At 36.1% G+C, this 18,441-nt stretch carries 18 protein-coding genes; all 18 read left to right on the top strand.

Annotated features, from left to right (window positions below):
- The first annotated feature begins 25 nt into the window (after positions 1-25).
- The 18 genes from MHB37_RS25660 to MHB37_RS25575 all read left to right on the top strand — a co-directional run bounded on the left by MHB37_RS25660 (position 26) and on the right by MHB37_RS25575 (position 17,918).
- Entirely contained in the window at positions 26-2,002 is a 1,977-nt protein-coding gene (locus tag MHB37_RS25660; RefSeq protein WP_405168665.1) for an S-layer homology domain-containing protein, read from the top strand.
- A 119-nt stretch (positions 2,003-2,121) separates the two neighbouring features.
- Positions 2,122-2,901, top strand: coding sequence for a YveK family protein (locus MHB37_RS25655; RefSeq protein WP_036685072.1), 780 nt, complete (start codon positions 2,122-2,124; stop codon positions 2,899-2,901).
- Entirely contained in the window at positions 2,882-3,568 is a 687-nt protein-coding gene (locus MHB37_RS25650) for a CpsD/CapB family tyrosine-protein kinase (protein WP_036685074.1), read from the top strand. Before MHB37_RS25655 ends, MHB37_RS25650 begins: the two co-directional genes overlap by 20 nt.
- Positions 3,569-3,609: 41 nt before the next feature.
- Positions 3,610-5,442: a polysaccharide biosynthesis protein gene (locus MHB37_RS25645; RefSeq protein WP_405168664.1), complete on the top strand. Its 1,833-nt coding sequence runs from the start codon at positions 3,610-3,612 to the stop codon at positions 5,440-5,442.
- Positions 5,443-5,465: 23 nt separating this feature from the next.
- Entirely contained in the window at positions 5,466-6,152 is a 687-nt protein-coding gene (locus MHB37_RS25640) for a hypothetical protein (protein WP_076194518.1), read from the top strand.
- A gap of 2 nt (positions 6,153-6,154) precedes the next feature.
- Positions 6,155-7,180 carry a copper amine oxidase N-terminal domain-containing protein gene (locus MHB37_RS25635; RefSeq protein ID WP_076194515.1) on the top strand — a complete coding sequence of 342 codons (1,026 nt, stop codon included), beginning with the start codon at positions 6,155-6,157 and terminating at the stop codon, positions 7,178-7,180.
- Positions 7,181-7,272: 92 nt separating this feature from the next.
- On the top strand, positions 7,273-7,938 hold the full coding sequence (locus MHB37_RS25630) for a sugar transferase (RefSeq protein ID WP_076194513.1): 666 nt from the start codon (positions 7,273-7,275) through the stop codon (positions 7,936-7,938).
- A gap of 38 nt (positions 7,939-7,976) precedes the next feature.
- Positions 7,977-8,744 carry a glycosyltransferase family 2 protein gene (locus MHB37_RS25625; RefSeq protein ID WP_076194511.1) on the top strand — a complete coding sequence of 256 codons (768 nt, stop codon included), beginning with the start codon at positions 7,977-7,979 and terminating at the stop codon, positions 8,742-8,744.
- Positions 8,745-8,772: 28 nt separating this feature from the next.
- Entirely contained in the window at positions 8,773-9,372 is a 600-nt protein-coding gene (locus tag MHB37_RS25620) for a DapH/DapD/GlmU-related protein (protein ID WP_256717245.1), read from the top strand.
- Between the two features lie 168 nt (positions 9,373-9,540).
- Positions 9,541-10,548 carry a glycosyltransferase family 2 protein gene (locus MHB37_RS25615; RefSeq protein ID WP_076194508.1) on the top strand — a complete coding sequence of 336 codons (1,008 nt, stop codon included), beginning with the start codon at positions 9,541-9,543 and terminating at the stop codon, positions 10,546-10,548.
- A gap of 35 nt (positions 10,549-10,583) precedes the next feature.
- Complete coding sequence (locus MHB37_RS25610) at positions 10,584-11,729, top strand: hypothetical protein (protein ID WP_076194505.1); 1,146 nt, start codon at positions 10,584-10,586, stop codon at positions 11,727-11,729.
- A 46-nt stretch (positions 11,730-11,775) separates the two neighbouring features.
- On the top strand, positions 11,776-12,966 hold the full coding sequence (locus MHB37_RS25605) for a CDP-glycerol glycerophosphotransferase family protein (protein ID WP_076194502.1): 1,191 nt from the start codon (positions 11,776-11,778) through the stop codon (positions 12,964-12,966).
- 30 nt (positions 12,967-12,996) lie between these two features.
- A complete protein-coding gene (locus MHB37_RS25600; protein ID WP_076194500.1) occupies positions 12,997-14,253 on the top strand; it encodes an oligosaccharide flippase family protein in 1,257 nt (418 codons plus the stop codon).
- A gap of 59 nt (positions 14,254-14,312) precedes the next feature.
- Positions 14,313-14,723: a glycerol-3-phosphate cytidylyltransferase gene (tagD, locus tag MHB37_RS25595; protein WP_076194498.1), complete on the top strand. Its 411-nt coding sequence runs from the start codon at positions 14,313-14,315 to the stop codon at positions 14,721-14,723.
- 63 nt (positions 14,724-14,786) lie between these two features.
- Positions 14,787-15,665, top strand: coding sequence for a glucose-1-phosphate thymidylyltransferase RfbA (gene rfbA, locus MHB37_RS25590; RefSeq protein ID WP_076179300.1), 879 nt, complete (start codon positions 14,787-14,789; stop codon positions 15,663-15,665).
- 20 nt (positions 15,666-15,685) lie between these two features.
- The gene (gene rfbC, locus MHB37_RS25585; RefSeq protein WP_076129409.1) at positions 15,686-16,246 is read left to right on the top strand and encodes a dTDP-4-dehydrorhamnose 3,5-epimerase; all 561 of its coding nucleotides are present in this window, start codon (positions 15,686-15,688) and stop codon (positions 16,244-16,246) included.
- Between the two features lie 28 nt (positions 16,247-16,274).
- Positions 16,275-17,270 carry a dTDP-glucose 4,6-dehydratase gene (rfbB, locus tag MHB37_RS25580; RefSeq protein WP_076194495.1) on the top strand — a complete coding sequence of 332 codons (996 nt, stop codon included), beginning with the start codon at positions 16,275-16,277 and terminating at the stop codon, positions 17,268-17,270.
- A gap of 42 nt (positions 17,271-17,312) precedes the next feature.
- The gene (locus MHB37_RS25575; protein ID WP_405168663.1) at positions 17,313-17,918 is read left to right on the top strand and encodes a YdcF family protein; all 606 of its coding nucleotides are present in this window, start codon (positions 17,313-17,315) and stop codon (positions 17,916-17,918) included.
- Positions 17,919-18,441: the final 523 nt, after the last annotated feature.

The following is an 18,441-nucleotide window of genomic DNA, read 5'->3' as shown; positions in this document are numbered from 1 at the left end:
ATACATAAGAAGAGGTGGATATTTAGTGACTTTGAAAAAGAAACTAGTAGTATCAACATTAGCAGCAAGTATGGTAGCAGCATCCGTAGCGGGTCTTCCGTTGGGAAGCCTTGGAGCAGTAGGCACAGCATCTGCGGCTACAGTTAGTAGCAGTGCAGCAGTTAAGGATAAGGTTCTTGCTGTTTACAAACAATTGACCGCAACAGATGCAGTTTATCTCTACAATTTGAAGACTGAGGTTGCAGCACTGAGTGAGAAAGAATTTACAGAAATTTTTGCTCCAGTACTGAACAAGCTTTCACTGGATGGAGAAGAAACAAAAACCTCACTTAAATTGTTCCAAAGCGTTACTAGTGTAGTCTACGATGTCTATGGAAATGACTTCTCCGGAATCCAAGTGATCCGTAACGATGACAAAAACATTGCTTTGGTAAGCAAAATTGCAGCTAAAGCGGGTGTGTCTGGACTTACTGTTGATAGTGTTGCTGAATTCTTGAGCAGTATTGAAACAGAACTTCGTGAACTGGTAGGTAACAAGTCATCAGCAGATTTGTTGGCAATTCTTACATCTGAATCTGGTTACGAGACTTTGTTGGATGAAGCCATTGCGAAAGTGATGAACCACACTGCAGGTGCAGGAGCTCTTACAGTAAGTCAGGCTTTGAACAAGCTTGGAGTTACTGCTAATGATGTTAAGCAAACATTGAAAAACCTGAACAATAATATTAAATCCGCAAAACCTGCGGCAAAATCACTTGCTGTTGCTTACGTTAAAGCTTATGGATTTAGTACTGGCGGCGGAGTCGGTCCTGGTAGCGGTGGCAGTGGGAGTGGAAGTGTTACAACGCCTGTAGCTCCTGTTCAAACTCCAGGAATCTATGACGTATCTAAGCTCGTAAGCATTGTTGACGGTAAAGCAACCTTGAAATTGGTTGATGCTGATGTAATTAAGGAATTTGATAAGCTGGTTGCAGCGAACCCTGGTAAAACTGGTCTTACTTTGACCCTGAATCTGGGAACAGTAAACGCTACTACAGTTGAAGTTCCACTTTCCCAAGCCATTATTGAAGCTGCAAAAGCTAAAGGTATTGCGAATATCGCCGTTACTTTCAACGGTGTAACTGTAACGATTCCTGTAAGCCAATTCAGCACAGCGATTTCATTGACAGTAACTACAGCTAAACCAGAAGTTGTAACTTCCGTTACCAAGCTGAAATTGGCTTCGGATGTGTACGAATTCACACTTAGTGTGAACGGTGTAGTACAAAGCACATTTAAACAACCAATTACTATCAAATTGCCACTTAAGAATACTGATGGTCTTGATAAAGAATTGCTTTCCGTTGGTAAGCTTGTATACGGCGACTTGCAATTCCAAGGTGGAGTTCTTGATGGAGATTTCATCGTAGAACCACGTGATACATTCTCTTCTTATGCAGTACTTGAGAATAAAGTCTCCTTTAATGATATTGCTGCTGTACAAGCATGGGCTGGTAGACAAATTCAAGTCGTAGCTGCTAAAGGTGCGATTGAAGGAGTCGGAGCAGGTAAATTTGCACCGAAGAGCAACGTAACTCGTGCTGAGTTCTCCAAAATGTTGATTCGTGCGCTTAACCTGGAAAACAACTCTGCTGTACAAAGCTTTAGCGATGTAAGTTCAACTGCTTGGTATGCACCATATGTAGCAGTTGCAGCAGAAAAAGGGATTATCACTGGACGCAGTGCGGCCAAATTTGATCCTAATGCAACTATTACACGTGCAGAAATGGCAACAATGATCTCCCGTGCGTTGAAATCTATCAATCCTGATGCAAAAACCGATTCTACTGCAATCAGCAAATTCTCTGATGCTGCTAAGATCAGCGCATCCCTAAGAGATGGCGTAGCGTTTGCAGCAAGCCACAACCTGGTTATCGGAAATGCTGGCAAGTTCAACCCGAACGATACAGCTACCCGTGCTGAAGCAGCAGTAATTATCTACCGTACTATTAACTTCAAGTAAATAAAACTTATAGTATACAGCCTCCTCTCATGTAGGTGAGAGGAGGCGATTTTTTTGCAAATAGGGAAGATTTGAACAGGCATCGAAATATTTCAGAAATAGCTTGGGGGTAATTTCACTTGTCATCACAAGAATTGGATCTTCGCGATTATTTTCAGATCGTCAGGAAGAGACTATGGCTCATTTTCAGCATAGTTGTATTGGTGTGCGGTATTGCTGGTGTATATAGTCTGTATATTAAAAACCCGGTATATGAGGCATCCACGAAGATTATCGTTAACCAAACACCGACGCAGTCAGCGGTGGGGCAGCTTGATTTAAACCAGATTAATACCAATATTCAATTAATTAATACGTATAAGGAAATTATTAAGACTCCGGCCATCCTTGATATTGTTACAAAGGATTATCCGCAATTCAATATTACTGCGGAAGAGCTATTAAAAAAGGTTAATGTGAGTTCCGTAAATAATACGCAGGTGATGACACTTGTCGTTCGAGATAATTCTTATCAGCGGGCTGCTGAAATCGTGAATGCCATTTCACTTGTGTTCAAGGAAGAAATTCCAAGTCTATTTAATGTGGAAAATGTATCGATTCTGAATGAAGCTAAAGTGAATCCAACTGTTGAGCCACGGCCGGTAGAACCGAATGTTTTACTGAACATGGCTATTGCTTTTATCGTCTCTTTGATGATTGGATTAGGGATTGCCTTCCTGCTGGAATATATGGATGACACCCTGAAGACAGAAGCTGATATTGAGAAGTATCTTGGTTTGCCTACCATAGCTATGATTACAAGATTGGGTCAAGATGAAAGCAAGCAAGGTGCCGCACAAACTCAGAAACAATCATCCAGAAAGGCGGGGGACCTCGAACATGTCACAGCTTCCAAATAAACAACGCCATCTGATCACCGTTACGAACCCACGCTCTCCTGTCTCTGAAGCGTTTCGCGCATTGCGGACGAATATTGATTTTTCTTCTGTAGATCAGACTATTCAAGTGATTATGGTCACTTCCTCCGGACCGGAAGAAGGTAAATCTACGGTATCTGCTAACCTGGCGGCAGCTTACGCACAAGCAGATAAAAGAGTATTGTTGATTGACGCCGATTTGCGGAAGCCGACGGCACATAAGACTTTTACACTAAGTAACCGTTTTGGTTTATCCTCCCTACTGTCTCAGCAGGCAGTTCTTGAGGACACTGTCCAAGATTCCGGTGTTAATAATCTTTCAATCATGACCTCTGGACCAATCCCGCCCAACCCGGCGGAAATGATGGCATCTAATCGGATGAGCACTCTTTTACAGGATTTGCGTCAGCGGTATGATGTCATTCTTATTGATACTCCACCATTATTAGCGGTTACGGATGCACAAATTGTGGCCTCGAAGAGTGATGGCGTTATTATGGTTGTCAGCTATGGTAAGGTGAAACGCGATATCGCAGTAAAAGCTAAAGCTAATCTTGATCGCGTGGGTGCAAAAATGCTCGGCGTTGTTCTCAATAATGTAAAACGTAAAGCTAGTGAAGGGTACTATTACTACTACTATGGAAATTGATTTATTCATAATTAAAAATGTTATTTTTGGAGGCACTGAAAATGACAGCGAAATCTAGAGTGATTCTTTTATTCTTCATTGATCTTGCGATCATTTGGTTCAGTATTGTGACATCTTATTTGTTTCGGTACCCTAACCATGCTCTTCAGGAATACGTTGTACAGATGCTGCAATTTGGTTTGATTGCAACATTTGCATTTGGTGGAAGCCTGATATACTTCGGTCTTTACCGAAGAATGTGGCAATATGCCAGCATCGGTGAAATTATATCGGTTTCTAAAGCTATTGTAGTAGGGTCTTTATTTTCATTTGCACTGGCATATCTAATTTTGCCGGATAGAGTACCTCTTGCCATAGAAGTTCGGTCGATGGAGACTATTCTTTTATTAGTAGGTGGAGTCCGATTTTTGTGGAGAGTACTTCATAATGATCGAATCAATTACAAAGACACTAAGACCCATACACTAATTGTAGGTGCTGGTGATTGTGGGATATTAATTGCTCGGGAAATGATGGGACCCTCTTTTGCGCATACCAAATTAGTTGGTTTCATTGATGATAATGCGAATAAATACCATATGTACATTATGGGTGTTCCTGTAATTGGAAATCGTTACGCAATCCCAGCTATTGTGAAAGAAAGAGAAATTCATGAGATAATCATCGCCATGCCCTCTGTTTCACGTACTGAGATTTCTGAAATTATTAATCTTGCCAAAAAGACTGGAGCAAAGCTGAAGATTATACCGGCTCTTAATGATCTGATCGCTGGAAAAATATCAGTTAAGAAACTTCGGGATGTTAGCGTAGAAGACTTATTAGGTCGTGAACCGATCGTAGCTGATTTGAACAGTATTTTAGGTTATGTACATCATAAGACGGTGCTAGTTACGGGGGCTGGCGGCTCTATTGGTTCAGAGTTATGCCGGCAGATTGCTCCTTTTGGTCCGGACAAGTTAATGTTACTTGGACACGGTGAGAACAGTATTTACACAATTGAAATGGAGCTTCGTAAGAGTTTTCCGGAGTTGAACATTGTAACCGTGATAGCAGATGTGCAGGATCGCAGTCGGATGATGGATGTATTCAGTGGCCATAGACCGCATGTGGTCTTTCACGCAGCAGCACATAAACACGTTCCTTTAATGGAGCGTAATCCTTCGGAAGCCATTAAAAATAATGTTTTTGGCACCAAAAATGTTGCGGATTGTGCAGATAAATATGGTGCCGAGAGATTCGTAATGATCTCTTCTGATAAGGCGGTTAACCCAACCAGTGTAATGGGTGCCACTAAACGGATTGCGGAAATGTATGTGCAGAGCCTGCACACCACAAGTCAAACAAAGTTCTCTGCTGTGCGTTTTGGGAATGTTCTTGGCAGTCGTGGTAGTGTGATTCCAGCCTTTAAGCAGCAGATCGCTGCCGGAGGGCCAGTGACTGTGACTCATCCAGAAATGGTGCGTTATTTCATGACGATTCCGGAAGCTGTTCAGCTTGTAATCCAATCTGGTTCTTTCGCCAAAGGCGGAGAAGTGTTCATTCTGGATATGGGAGAGCCGGTTAAGATTCTAACGTTGGCGGAAGACTTAATTACGCTCTCTGGATATGAACCCTATAAGGACATTGATATTCATTTCTCCGGTATTCGTGAGGGTGAGAAGTTATATGAAGAGTTGCTTACAGATGAAGAAAATCTAGGTTCTACTGATCATGGAAGAATCTTTATCGGTAAACCTAATGTCATAAGTCTGAACCAGTTAGAACTGGAGTTTAAACGTTTGGAACGTGTTCTCGCTGAGGAACCAGAAGTCATCCGCGAAATAATCAATCAGATTGTACCGATGCAGCCCGTTGTCCAAGTTGCTATTAGCTAACTATTCATAAAGGGGGATATAAAGTGTTCAACAAACGATGGAAAAAGATCCTTTTATGGACGCTGTCAGTTATTGTAGTACTGGGTGTTGGTGGCTTGTTCGCCGCGAATTATGCTGTCGATAAGCTGATGAATTCAATGGTAGATGGTTTTGATCTGGAGTCTGAGGATAATGTTGGTGGTGGTCAGGATCACGGAACAGCGCCAACTGATACAGTTGATGATAGTAATGTCGATCCTGTAGAGTCCGCGGTGCCTACTACTCCACCAGCAAATGATGAGGGAAGTAGTAATCAAAGTAGTAAAAATAACGATAAACCTAGTGGAGAAACAACAGCTTCTACTACTAGTGAACCGACCAAAGCTCCATCATCAGAACAAAAAGATGGTTATACAGCACAGGTCTCCACGGATAAAGCTAAGCAAATTCAAGAGAATGTAACGATTAAGGATAAAGCTGATGTAGCTTCTATTGTGCTTGGTCAACTTAGCGTATCCGATATTAATCGTCTTAAAGATTTGGCAAAGGGTGGCTTAACACTTGATGAAAAGCGGGAAGCACGTAGCATAATTCTTGGTAAAGTATCCGAAGAGCAATACAATGAGCTTTCTCAAATTGCTAAGAAGTATGGTGTTAGTCAAGGGAAGTCACGTGACCAAATTATTGCTGAAGAAGAACAATTAAAAGCGAAAGAAAAGGGAAGTGAATAAATATGTCTAAAGCAACACTATCAGTCGTGGCTTTATCATTAATTGCTTCAATTGGTTTAGCACCCTTAACAGCATCCGCACCTATCTCAGTATCAGCAGCGTCAGTACCAAGTGCAACGACTAAGGCTGCAAATCCTACGATTAAAGTGCAAAGCATGAACGTGAATTTGATTTTTGATGGCGTGAGCATTCAACCACCCGTAGGTCAGTATGTATTCATGTACAACAATACAACGTATGTTCCATTGCGCTTTATGTCATATGCCTTGCAGAAGAGTGTAGCTTGGGATGCTAAAAACATTAAAGTTACAGTTGCAGAGCCTAGCAGCTCAGAGCTAGTTGTGATTAAAGAATATCTAATGAATGCAAAGAACGGGAATAGTACTTCAGCAGCAGCGAAGAATATTGTCCTCAATCAAGTTAAGGCAAGTTATGTATTTAACGATGCAACCAAGGCTTTGCCTACAGGTCAATCTAGCTTCATCCTGAATGGTTCCTTATATGTGCCTCTACGTTTTTTATCGGAATCTGTAGGTCATAACATTAGCTGGGATCAGAAGACGAAGACTATTACTGCAGCTTCCAAGGCTTATCAGGAACAAACCACTAATGGATCGACAAACAATGACAATGTTAAGGACCCATCTCCAGTAGCGACACCAGTGCCAACGGATACAACAGGTGCACCAGGTGGTGGTTCTGCAGGAACTGGAAAGGTTTCATATGAAACTATCACTAGTGACACAGAAGCTAAGCTTTCGGCGCTTAAAAATCAAAGCCAATCGACATTAATAAGTATTGGGTTTGAGTATCTTGGAGCGACAGATGAAGCGAGTAAGAAAAGCATTAAAGAAAAAGGGTTGCAACAGCTGGCCTCATTTACTGCTAGCTTCAATAGTATAGTTGCTGACACTGAACAAAAACTGAACAGCAACGGCTATAGCACGGAGATTATTAGTCAATATAAAAGTGAATTTGAGGCACAGCTTCAGGCGGGTAAAGATATAGCCGAGAAGATGGCGAATTAAGAGAGTAGTAAGAAGATCATCTCTATGCTCATTTGGCATAGAGATGATCTACATATATGGAGAAATAGTAACTAAAAGGATCAGGTGAACTTATGAGACCTTATGTTTACACGAAACAAACCATAGATTTTCTATTAGCTTTAATTGGGATGCTAGTGTTATGGCCAGTCTTTTTAATCATTGCGATCGCAATTAAGACAACTTCCAAGGGCCCTATATTATTTAAACAAAAACGTTTAGGTAAAAATAAATCGGAATTCTACATACTAAAATTTAGAACAATGCGTACAGACACACCACAAGACATGCCGACGCATCTACTGGAAGATCCTGATTTCTTTATTACTAAAATAGGCAAGTTTCTAAGAAAAACAAGCTTGGATGAATTACCTCAGATTATCAATATCCTAAAAGGTGAAATGAGTATCGTGGGACCTCGTCCTGCATTATGGAATCAATATGATTTGATTGCTGAACGTGATAAATATGGAGCTAATGATATTAAACCTGGGTTGACTGGATGGGCTCAGATTAATGGCAGAGATGAACTTTCTATTGAGCGGAAAGCTAAACTGGATTGTGATTATGTAAAACAAATAAGCTTTGTAATGGATGTAAAATGCTTTTTTTTAACTATTGTTAGTGTAGTGAAAAGAGATGGTATTGTAGAAGGTGAAACTGGAAATTTAGGATTTAATGAAGTTACCATACGTAAAGAAAAAGGCACTGTAGAAAAATCAAATACTATAAGCTTTTGAATGACAATAAATAAGAAATGGGAGGATGAATTAAAAAAATGAGTTTGACAATCTCTGCTAGTATAGTTACTTATAATAGTGAATCTCAAATCAGGGGAGTTCTTTCTTCCTTAGCGAATAGTAATCTATCACATAAACTTGAGGTGTATGTGATAGATAACTCATCAAGTGATAAGACAGTTGATATTGTGAAAAACGAATATCCAAATGTCAATTTAATTACATTAGATTCGAACATTGGATTCGGAGCAGCTCATAATAAAGTATTATCTTTGATAACTTCCAATTATCATTTGATTGTAAATCCGGATATTTTCTTTTCTACAGATACACTAGAAGAAATGGTTAATTATCTTGATAATATGAAAGATATTAGTATGGTGTCGCCGAAAATTAAAAATGAAGATGGAACTGAGCAATATCTTCCTAAAGTCAATCCCAAGTTTAAATATTTTATTGGTGGAAGGTTTGAAAAATATGGTGGGATTTTTGCGAAGTGGAGAGCTGAGTATACTAGGAAAAATGAATTAATAATAGCTCCAGTTGATATAGATTTTTGTACAGGGTGCTTTATGCTTGTTCGTACAGATATATTGTGGGAAGTAAATGGATTCGATGAAAGATACTTTTTACACTTTGAAGATGCTGACTTAACACGCGAAGTTAAAGTGAAAGGGCGAGTTGTATTTAATCCGAATTTTGAAGTTACACATCTTTGGAAGAGAGATAACGTGAAGTCTTTAAAAGTATTCTGTATAGCACTAAATTCTATGTATAAGTATTTTAGAAAATGGGGACTTAATTAATTTAAACTTTATATAGGAGAGATTAATAGTGGGAGCTGACAGGACAAGTAATTATGGGTTTAGTGAACTAATAACCAATGGAATTTCATTTTTATATACCAAATTATTTTGGAAAAAGGCTAGACTTATACGACTACCTATTCGTGTGAGAGGTAAAAAATGCATGACATACGGATCTGGTTTTACTACAGGGTATAATTGTCGAATTGAAATGAATGGAATAAAGGTTAAGGACAAACTAGTTATAGGTTCTGACTGTGTAATTGGAGATTTAGCACATATTGTCGCTAACTATAAAGTGGAGATTGGAAACGGAGTTCTTATGGCTTCGAGAATATTTATTACGGATACAAATCATGGTGAATATAATCAAGGAAGTAATGTATCTGTACCAAATGTACCTCCTAATAAACGGCCTCTGCATTATAAGAAAGTTGTGATTGGAAATAATGTTTGGTTAGGTGAGAATATATCTATCTTACCAGGTGTTAATATAGGTCATGGGAGTATTATTGGAGCCAATTCTGTTGTAACAAAAAATGTTCCTGAAAATAGTATAGCTGTGGGCAATCCAGCCAGAGTCATAAAGCAATTTGATGAAAAAAAGCAATTATGGGTCTCAACATAGAGTGCATTTCCTAATATAATTTGATGAAAGCAAGGAACATCCATCTTTTTGGAAACTTCTTCACTTTTTTCTTTTTGGAAATGCCGACTTGATCTGCGTTAATGATGAGGAAGATAATCTTATTATAGATTGTATAAGATCTATATTTGCTAGGACGGAGAATTTAAGATGCCTAAAATTAGTATAATAGTTCCTGTTTATAAGGTAGAACCATATTTAGAACGTTGTGTAGAGTCCATCTTAGCTCAAACATTTCAAGATTTCGAACTAATTTTAGTAGATGATGGATCACCTGATAATTGTGGAGCTATTTGTGATGCTTTTGCGAGGCGGGACAATCGCGTGAGAGTAATTCATAAAGAAAATGGAGGTTTAAGTTCGGCAAGAAACATCGGAATAGATGTTGCAGAGGGGAAATATATAGGATTTGTGGATAGTGATGATTGGGTTACAAAGGATATGTTTGAATACCTCTTAAATATACTTGAAGAATATGATTGCGATATATCTTCTGTTACATATGTATTAACAAATGGAACTAGTAAATTCAATCAACCACCTATAGAGGTGAAACTTTATGAAGGTAATGAAAGTTTGCAATATTATTTATTTGAAGGGATGTCTAAGCGTATTGCTGATTACCCTGTATGGATTAAATTATATAAAAAAGAATTATTCTCCGATTTAAGATTTCCCACAGGACAATTATTTGAAGATGGAGCTACTAATTTCATACTGTTACAAAAAGCAAAACGTTATATTAAAAGCAACAAAATATCATATTTTTATTTTCAGGATGGCTCAAGCATTACAAGGAGTGGATTTAAGGAGAAGGATTTTGATATTTTAATTGTTGGAGATCAGTTAGTGGAGCTAGCTTTGTCTATACAAGATCCAACAATTTTAAAGCTTGCAAGAATGAAGCAAGCTAGGTCATACTTTTCTCTTTTATCAAAAATCGCAGTATATGGATTTGCTGATAATGTTTCAAATAAAGAGGAAATCATCGCAAAACTTACAAAAGATTTAAGAACTAGTTATTCATTATTAATTAAATCTCCAATGCCTGTGAATAGAAAACTGATAATGAACTTATTATGTATTCATATTAATTTATTGAGTTTCCCAATAAGTGTTTTTAAGAGGGTTAAAAGTCTTTTTTTCAGATTAAACTGATTTAGTAAGAGAAGTGACAAAGAAGGGGCATTATAATGTTATTACAAAAAACAGGAACTTCTTCTGTGGTTATTAAACTTTTGGTTTATATGATTTTTTTATGTTCATATATATTGCCTACATATTATTTTGAGAGTAATGGATATCCAATTATAAAATTTATTTATTTAGCTTTTATATGTATTCTTTATCTACTGATGTTGAAAAAAATTAATCTATTTGAGTTATTCTTTATCATTGCTATATTAGGATTGGCTCTTATAACAAAATCATTAGATTTCTTTCAATTCATTGGGATCGTAGTACTTTATAAAATAATTGAATATAAGAATGAGATAAAGAAAGTTCTTCAAACTTCAAAAATCATTTGGGTTGCTCTAATTGCAACTATAGTATATAGCCTGATGTATATAGGGGATGGAAGATTAATTCATACATCGATAAAAGAAATAAACCAATCTGGGTTAGCTATATTATTTCTGGCATTAATCATCCGAAAAAGGAATAAAAATGTTGGTAACTTAATTCTATTTCTTGGTCTCTTTACTTTATCGAGAACCTATTTATTGGCATTTCTTATCTTATTATTAATAAATTTTCCGATTATTAAATCTAAACTCATCACACATAAATTGATTATAAGGACATCGTTTATAAAAATATTAACGTTATCATCTGTTTTATTGTTATGTATCGCATTGGTATATGATTTTCTTTATAGAACTGGTAAATTGTATATTTATGATAGTAATTTTACAAGGTTATTTAATATTGCGGATATGTCAAATTATTTTAGATTTATAACTAATAAAAATCTTGTAATGATATTTAAGAGTGAACCGAAATTCTTATTAACAGGAATGACAGAGAATGACTTTTACATTTACAGCTTGAATCTGGCAAAAGAGTTAGGACAAGCCTATAGATATACTAATCCACATAATTTTGTTTTCTCATATTTGAAAATATATGGTGGATTTTCAGTTTTTGTTTTTTTATATATTTCAAGAATACTTAAGAAGATTGTTGATGAAGCTAATTATTCAATTTATCTTACTCTTATAGTCTATGCAGTTTTTTTAAGTGTTGGTTTTAATCACTACTGGTTGTATCTCTCCTCATTTGTTTTAATACTTTATGCAAAAGAAGATGTAATAGAAGGGAACGAAATCATCAACTAATAAAGGACATCGTTATAAAAAAGAAATATCAGAAAGTTGGATGGAGATGAAAAACAAAATAAAGAAGCTAATACCTTTTAAAATACAATTGCTTTTTTATCGCTTATTAAATGGAAATTTCAATTATTTATTTTGGCTTTTTCCTATTCAAAACAATAAAATAGTAGTTTGTAATTTTTTCGGAAAATCTTATGGGGATAATGGAAAATACATAGTCGAAAAATTATTAGAAGAAAATAAAATGGATTACGAGGTAGTTTGGTTACTTAATAATAAAAATCAATATCAATATCAATATGAAATACCTAACTATATTAAAGTTGTTGAATATAAATCTCTTAAAGGATTATATGAATTAGCAACAGCAAGGGTTTGGATTGATAATACAAGGAAGGTATTTTATCCTCCTAAAAAAAAGAATCAATTTTATATTCAAACTTGGCACGGAGGAATATCCTTGAAAAAAATAGAGCGAGATGTCGAGGATAAATTAAGTAATGCATACCTTCACTTATCAAAACATGACTCTAAGATGACGAATTTATTACTTTCAAACAGCGATTTTTGTACTGAGTTATACCGAACGGCTTTTTGGTATAAAGGAGATATATTAGAATGCGGTTCACCAAGATGCGATATATTAATGCATAATTCATTAGAAATAGAAGAAAAAGTTAAACGTCACTTTAATATTAATAGCTCATCACAAATTCTTACTTATGCTCCCACTTTTAGAGTGGATTCTAATACAGAGATATATAATATTGATTTTGAACAATTAATTAGTGTTCTGAAAAAAAAATTTGGTGGTGAATGGATTGTTTTAGTTAGATTACATCCTAATTTATCAGCGATGAGCAATTTTATGGAATATACATCTTCGATAATTGATGCGACAAATTATGCTGATATGTATGAAATATTGGCAGCAAGTGAGATTCTATTAACTGATTATTCAAGTACAATGTTTGAATTTTCTTTCATGAATAAACCAGTGGTATTATATGCTCCAGATATTAATTCTTACGTAGAGGATAGGGACTTTTATTTTGATATTCATACTTTACCGTATCCCTTAGCAGAAAATACGGATCAATTATTAAAAATAATAGAACGATATGATTCAAATAAATATAAAATACAAGTTAATGAGTTTTTGTTAAAGTTAGGAATAAAAGAAAATGGTGATGCTTCAAATCAGGTTGTAAAAAAAATCAAACAAATCATAATGAAATGATGAATTTCGTTAGAAAGCGTGACTAACTTTATGAGTAGTGAGAAAAATAAGACACTTATAAATAATACTATTATGCTCTATATTCTAACATTTTCAAATTATTTTTTTGGGTTTATTACTATTCCTTATCAAACCAGAATACTGGGTCCTGAATACTTTGGAAAATTAGGATTTGCAACGGCTGTTTCTATATATTTTCAATTAATATTAGATTTTGGATTTATTCTTTCAGCAACTGCAGATGTGGCTAAACATAAGGATAATAGAGAAAATTTATCTAAAATTATGACAGCAGTAACAATATCAAAGATATTTCTTGCAATTGTTTCTCTCCTATTGTTATTAATATTTTGCGCAATAGTTCCTCAGCTAAGAAATGACGTATGGTTGTATATTTTGTTTTTTATTTATGTTGTGATAAATTCAATGCTACCGGATTATTTATACAGAGGTTTAGAAAAAATGAAGATTATTACATATAGAACAGTGGCTGTGAAACTTTTCTTTACAATAATGATTTTTATTTTTTTGAAAGAAAGAAGTCAATATTATCTTGTGCCAATACTAAACATAATTGGCTCAGTAGGAGCTGTGTTTATTGTTTATTTTCATGTATTGAGAAAGTTGAAAATTAAGTTTATAAAGATTGACTTTACGTTTATATGGGAGACTTTTGTGAAATCAAGTTTTTATTTTCTCTCAAGAATTGCTACTTCTATATATGATGCATCTAATACATTTATTTTAGGTTTTATTTATCCTACTGGAAATATAGTTGGATACTTTACTTCTGCCAATAAATTAGTTGCAACGGCTCGTGGAGGATTTGCACCAATTGCTGATAGTTTATACCCATATATGATCAAAAATAAGAATTACAAATTACTTAATAAAATATTAGTATTATGTTTACCGTTAATTATAATTGGGTGTATTATAATTGGGATTTTCGCTGAATCTATTTGTGTTATGTTGTTTGGACAAGAATTTAGAGACGCAACACCAATACTAAGATTACTTTTACCACTTATAGTTCTAGCTTTACCAAATTATTTATTAGGATTTCCAACATTATCTCCATTAGGATTAGCAAAATACGCAAACATCTCTACTATATTTGGTGCAATTATACAAATCATGGGATTAACATGTATGTATTTATTTGGGATATTGAATGTTTATAATATATGCATATTAACCTGTATAACAGAATCTTGCGTTCTACTAATACGTTTGTGGGTTATTATAACTAAAGATAAGCTACTGGTGAATCAAAAAAATAATTAATCTATATGCTTTATAATTCTTTAGAACAAATATTAGATGAAATTTTGGGGGGATTCCTAATGAAAAAAGTTATTACTTATGGAACATTTGATTTACTACATTATGGACACATAAATATTTTAAAGGGAGCTAAGGAACAAGGGGATTATTTAATCGTTGCTTTATCGACTAACGAATTTAATGAGATTAAAGGAAAACAATGTTATTTTTCGTATGAGGAAAGAAAAAAACTTGTTGAATCAATTCGATATGTAGATTTGGTGATTCCTGAAAATAATTGGGAACAAAAATCTCTTGATATAACTGAATTCCAAGTAGATACTTTTGTTATGGGAGATGACTGGAAAGGAAAGTTTGATTATTTAAAAGATGTATGTGAAGTCATATATTTGAGTAGAACACCTGAAATTTCAACAACGAAAATAAAGAATGAACTGGGCTTAAAGAATGAAGTCTCATTGAAAATTTAAAACTACATTCCAGTGTAATTGTATGGCTAGAAAGAAAAAATATTTATAAAGGAGATTTAATTCATGAAAGGCATTATCCTAGCAGGCGGCAGCGGTACGCGCCTATACCCATTAACAATGGTCACAAGTAAGCAGCTTTTACCTATTTACGACAAACCAATGATTTACTATCCACTATCCACATTAATGCTAGCGGGTATTAAAGAGATTCTTATTATTTCCACTCCAGAGGACACGCCTAGGTTCGAGAGCTTATTAGGTGACGGTTCCCAATTTGGAATATCATTACAATATATAGTGCAACCTACACCTGACGGTTTAGCTCAGGCATTTATTCTGGGTGAGGATTTTATAGGTAGTGATTCAGTTGCCATGATCCTTGGAGATAATATCTACTATGGAAATGGAATGCGGAAGATGTTGCAACGTGCTTCTTCTAAACAACAAGGAGCAACGGTGTTCGGATATCACGTGCAAGATCCAGAACGATTCGGTGTTGTAGAATTTAATGAAGAAGGTAAAGTATTGAGCGTAGAAGAAAAACCAACACAGCCAAAATCTAACTACGCAATTACTGGTCTATATTTTTATGATAACAGAGTTATTGAGATTGCTAAGAACGTTGAGGTCTCTTCACGTGGAGAATTGGAGATTACCTCCATTAATGAAGCTTACTTAAATCTTGGTGAGCTTGATGTGGAACTTCTAGGTCGGGGATTCACCTGGTTAGATACAGGAACTCATCAAAGTCTTGTCGACGCAACTAACTTTGTACGGACTATTGAAGATCATCAAGGAATCAAGATCGCCGCTCCGGAGGAAATTGCATATATTAATGGATGGATTACTAAAGAACACTTGTGGAATTGCGGGGAGAAGTTAAGTAAGACGGGGTATGGTCAGTATTTGATGAAAGTAGCTACAGGTAAAATACAATACTAATAACTGAAAGTGTGGCAGTGATGAAAATTACAGAAACCTTATTGCAAGGCGTATTAGTCGTTGAACCGGCTGTTTTTGGGGACCACCGCGGTTGGTTTATGGAGACGTATAGCGGAGCTAAGTTTAAAGAGCATGGAATAGATATGGAGTTTGTACAAGATAACCAATCCTACTCTGCGACTAAAGGAACATTACGTGGTTTGCACTATCAATTACATCCCAAGGCACAGACGAAATTGGTTCGTTGTACACGTGGTGCTATTTTTGATGTAGCCGTAGATATCAGAAAAGGTAGTCCTACCTATAGTAAATGGTTCGGCATTGAACTGAATGCTGAGAACAAAAAGCAACTGCTGATCCCAAAAGGATTCGCACATGGATTCATGACACTAACAGAAGACGTAGAGGTTCAGTATAAGTGCGATGAGCTTTATGCCCCGGAATGTGATGGGGGTATTCTGTGGAATGATCCTTCTATTGGCATCGAATGGCCTCTTCATATTACACCTGTATTATCTGCCAAGGATGAGAAGGCGCCTTTATTAAAAGATGCTAATTTGAATTTTTTTTACAATAACTAATAAAGCTAATAGATCGGGAGTGCGTTCATTGAGTAAGCAAAAGATGCTGGTTACGGGTGGTGCCGGATTTATTGGAGGCAACTTCGTACAGTATATGGTAGATAAATATCCGCATTATGATATTGTGAATTTGGATTTGCTAACTTATGCGGGTGATCTAACGAAACATAAGGATATTGAGTCCAAATCCAATTATCGGTTTGTTCAAGCTGATATTGCTGACCGAGAGGCAATATTGTCTCTTTTTGAGTTGGAGAAATTCGATTATGTTGTTCATTTTGCTGCGGAGAGTCATGTGGATCGCTCAATTAGTGATCCTGCGATATTCGTTCGTACGAATGTTATGGGGACACAGGTACTACTGGATGCAGCTAAAAAATTCGGCATTACTAAATTCCTCCATGTCTCTACGGATGAAGTGTATGGTGAACTCGATTTTGATCCTACTGTATTTTTTACCGAAGAAACACCTTTGCAGCCTAACAGTCCTTATAGTGCTAGTAAAACGGCGTCTGATTTACTAGTCCGTGCGTATTATGAGACCTTTGGTTTACCAATGAACATAACACGCTGCTCGAATAATTACGGACCGTATCATTTTCCTGAAAAACTGATTCCACTGACCATCTCAAGAGTATTAAATGAAGAGAAGGTTCCTGTATACGGAGACGGGAAAAATATTCGCGACTGGCTCCATGTCTGGGATCACTGTGCGGCCATTGACCTTGTCGTGCACGAAGGAGTAAGTGGTGAAGTTTATAATGTGGGTGGTCATAATGAGAGAACTAATCTTGAAGTAGTTAAGACGATTATCAGTACCTTGGGAAAATCTGAAGATTTGATTGAATTTGTAACAGATAGATTAGGACATGATAAACGCTACGCCATTGATCCAACGAAACTTGAGAATTTAGGTTGGAAGCCAACTTATACTTTTGAGACCGGAATTGCGCAGACGATCCAATGGTATATTGATAATGCTGAATGGTGGCAACAAATCCTTAGTAACGAATCGCATAAGTGATTTATGCACGACTTAACGGTTAAGAAAAGAAAAGGTAATTTAATGAATAAAAGATTTGTCCTTTTCGTATGCTTGCTATTGTTAATTACTGGTTTATTCAGTGCAGGCCGTTTCTTAGTTCTATCTGAATCTCCCAAACAATCAGATGTCATCATCGTCCTAAGCGGAGGCCAAGGCCGTGTGGAAAAGGCAGCTGAGTTATATAAAGCAGGCTATGCTCCTTATATAATTCTTTCCAATGCTAAAGAGTTAACGAGTAAATCAGGTGACATGGTCCAAACCGCCCTAGCTTTAGGCATACCCCAGGACGTTATTTATACCGAGAACGCGGCGGATAGCACTTATCAGAATGCCGAGTACACTCTTCCTATAATGAAGGAATACGGTTTTAAATCTGCGATTGTTATTTCCTCTGACTTTCACATGCGGAGGGTGAAATTTCTTTTTGGTCGTGTGTACAAAAAATCGGAGATTGAGCTGACGTATGTGGGTTCAGCATCAGGATATAACGCTAAACGCTGGTGGAGTGACCGAAAGAGTAGAGAAACAACGTTCAACGAGTATGTAAAAATGATCGGCAACACCTTTGGTTACAATGGTCCGGAGGCAAAAAGTACTCTTGATCAGATTAAGAACTGGTTTCGCTAATCTGCTGTAGAATGTTCACTATAATCCGACAAAAACAGTTTTTTTCTTATCTTGGCTTAAGGCGCATTACGACAAACAATATTGTTTAATAGTTTTATACTTATAACTATATCAATATTATTCTCGTGGGAGAGACGCCAAATGCCTAATTACTATTTTAAAGAAATATGGACGCCTTTAAAATTAGTGAATATTCGTTTTTATCTGGATGATGAAAATCGTGTTTGGGTTAAAGTTTGGTCTAAGCATCGGCGACTTCTGAAAAGAGTAGAGTCTACTATATAACTTCCGAGGTCTATCTCTTTTGGCTGAGAAGTTTTAAGTCACTGAGCAGTGACTTATTTTTTTTTTGAGAACGGAATTTTTGACAATTTTAAGAACTAGTAGGCCCTAATGTTTCCTTTTTGCTATCACAACCTTATAAATTAGCTAAAAATAACTCATCCTAACCGTAGCGAACCTACGGTTTTTTATTTATAATAATTATTATCTGGATTTCATAAAGCGTTCAAAAAATCTGTAA

Source organism: Paenibacillus sp. FSL H3-0286, assembly GCF_045040705.1.
Lineage (GTDB): Bacteria > Bacillota > Bacilli > Paenibacillales > Paenibacillaceae > Paenibacillus_AQ > Paenibacillus_AQ odorifer.
Note: the sequence above shows the minus strand (reverse complement) of the source record. Positions and strands in the feature narration are given on the sequence as shown.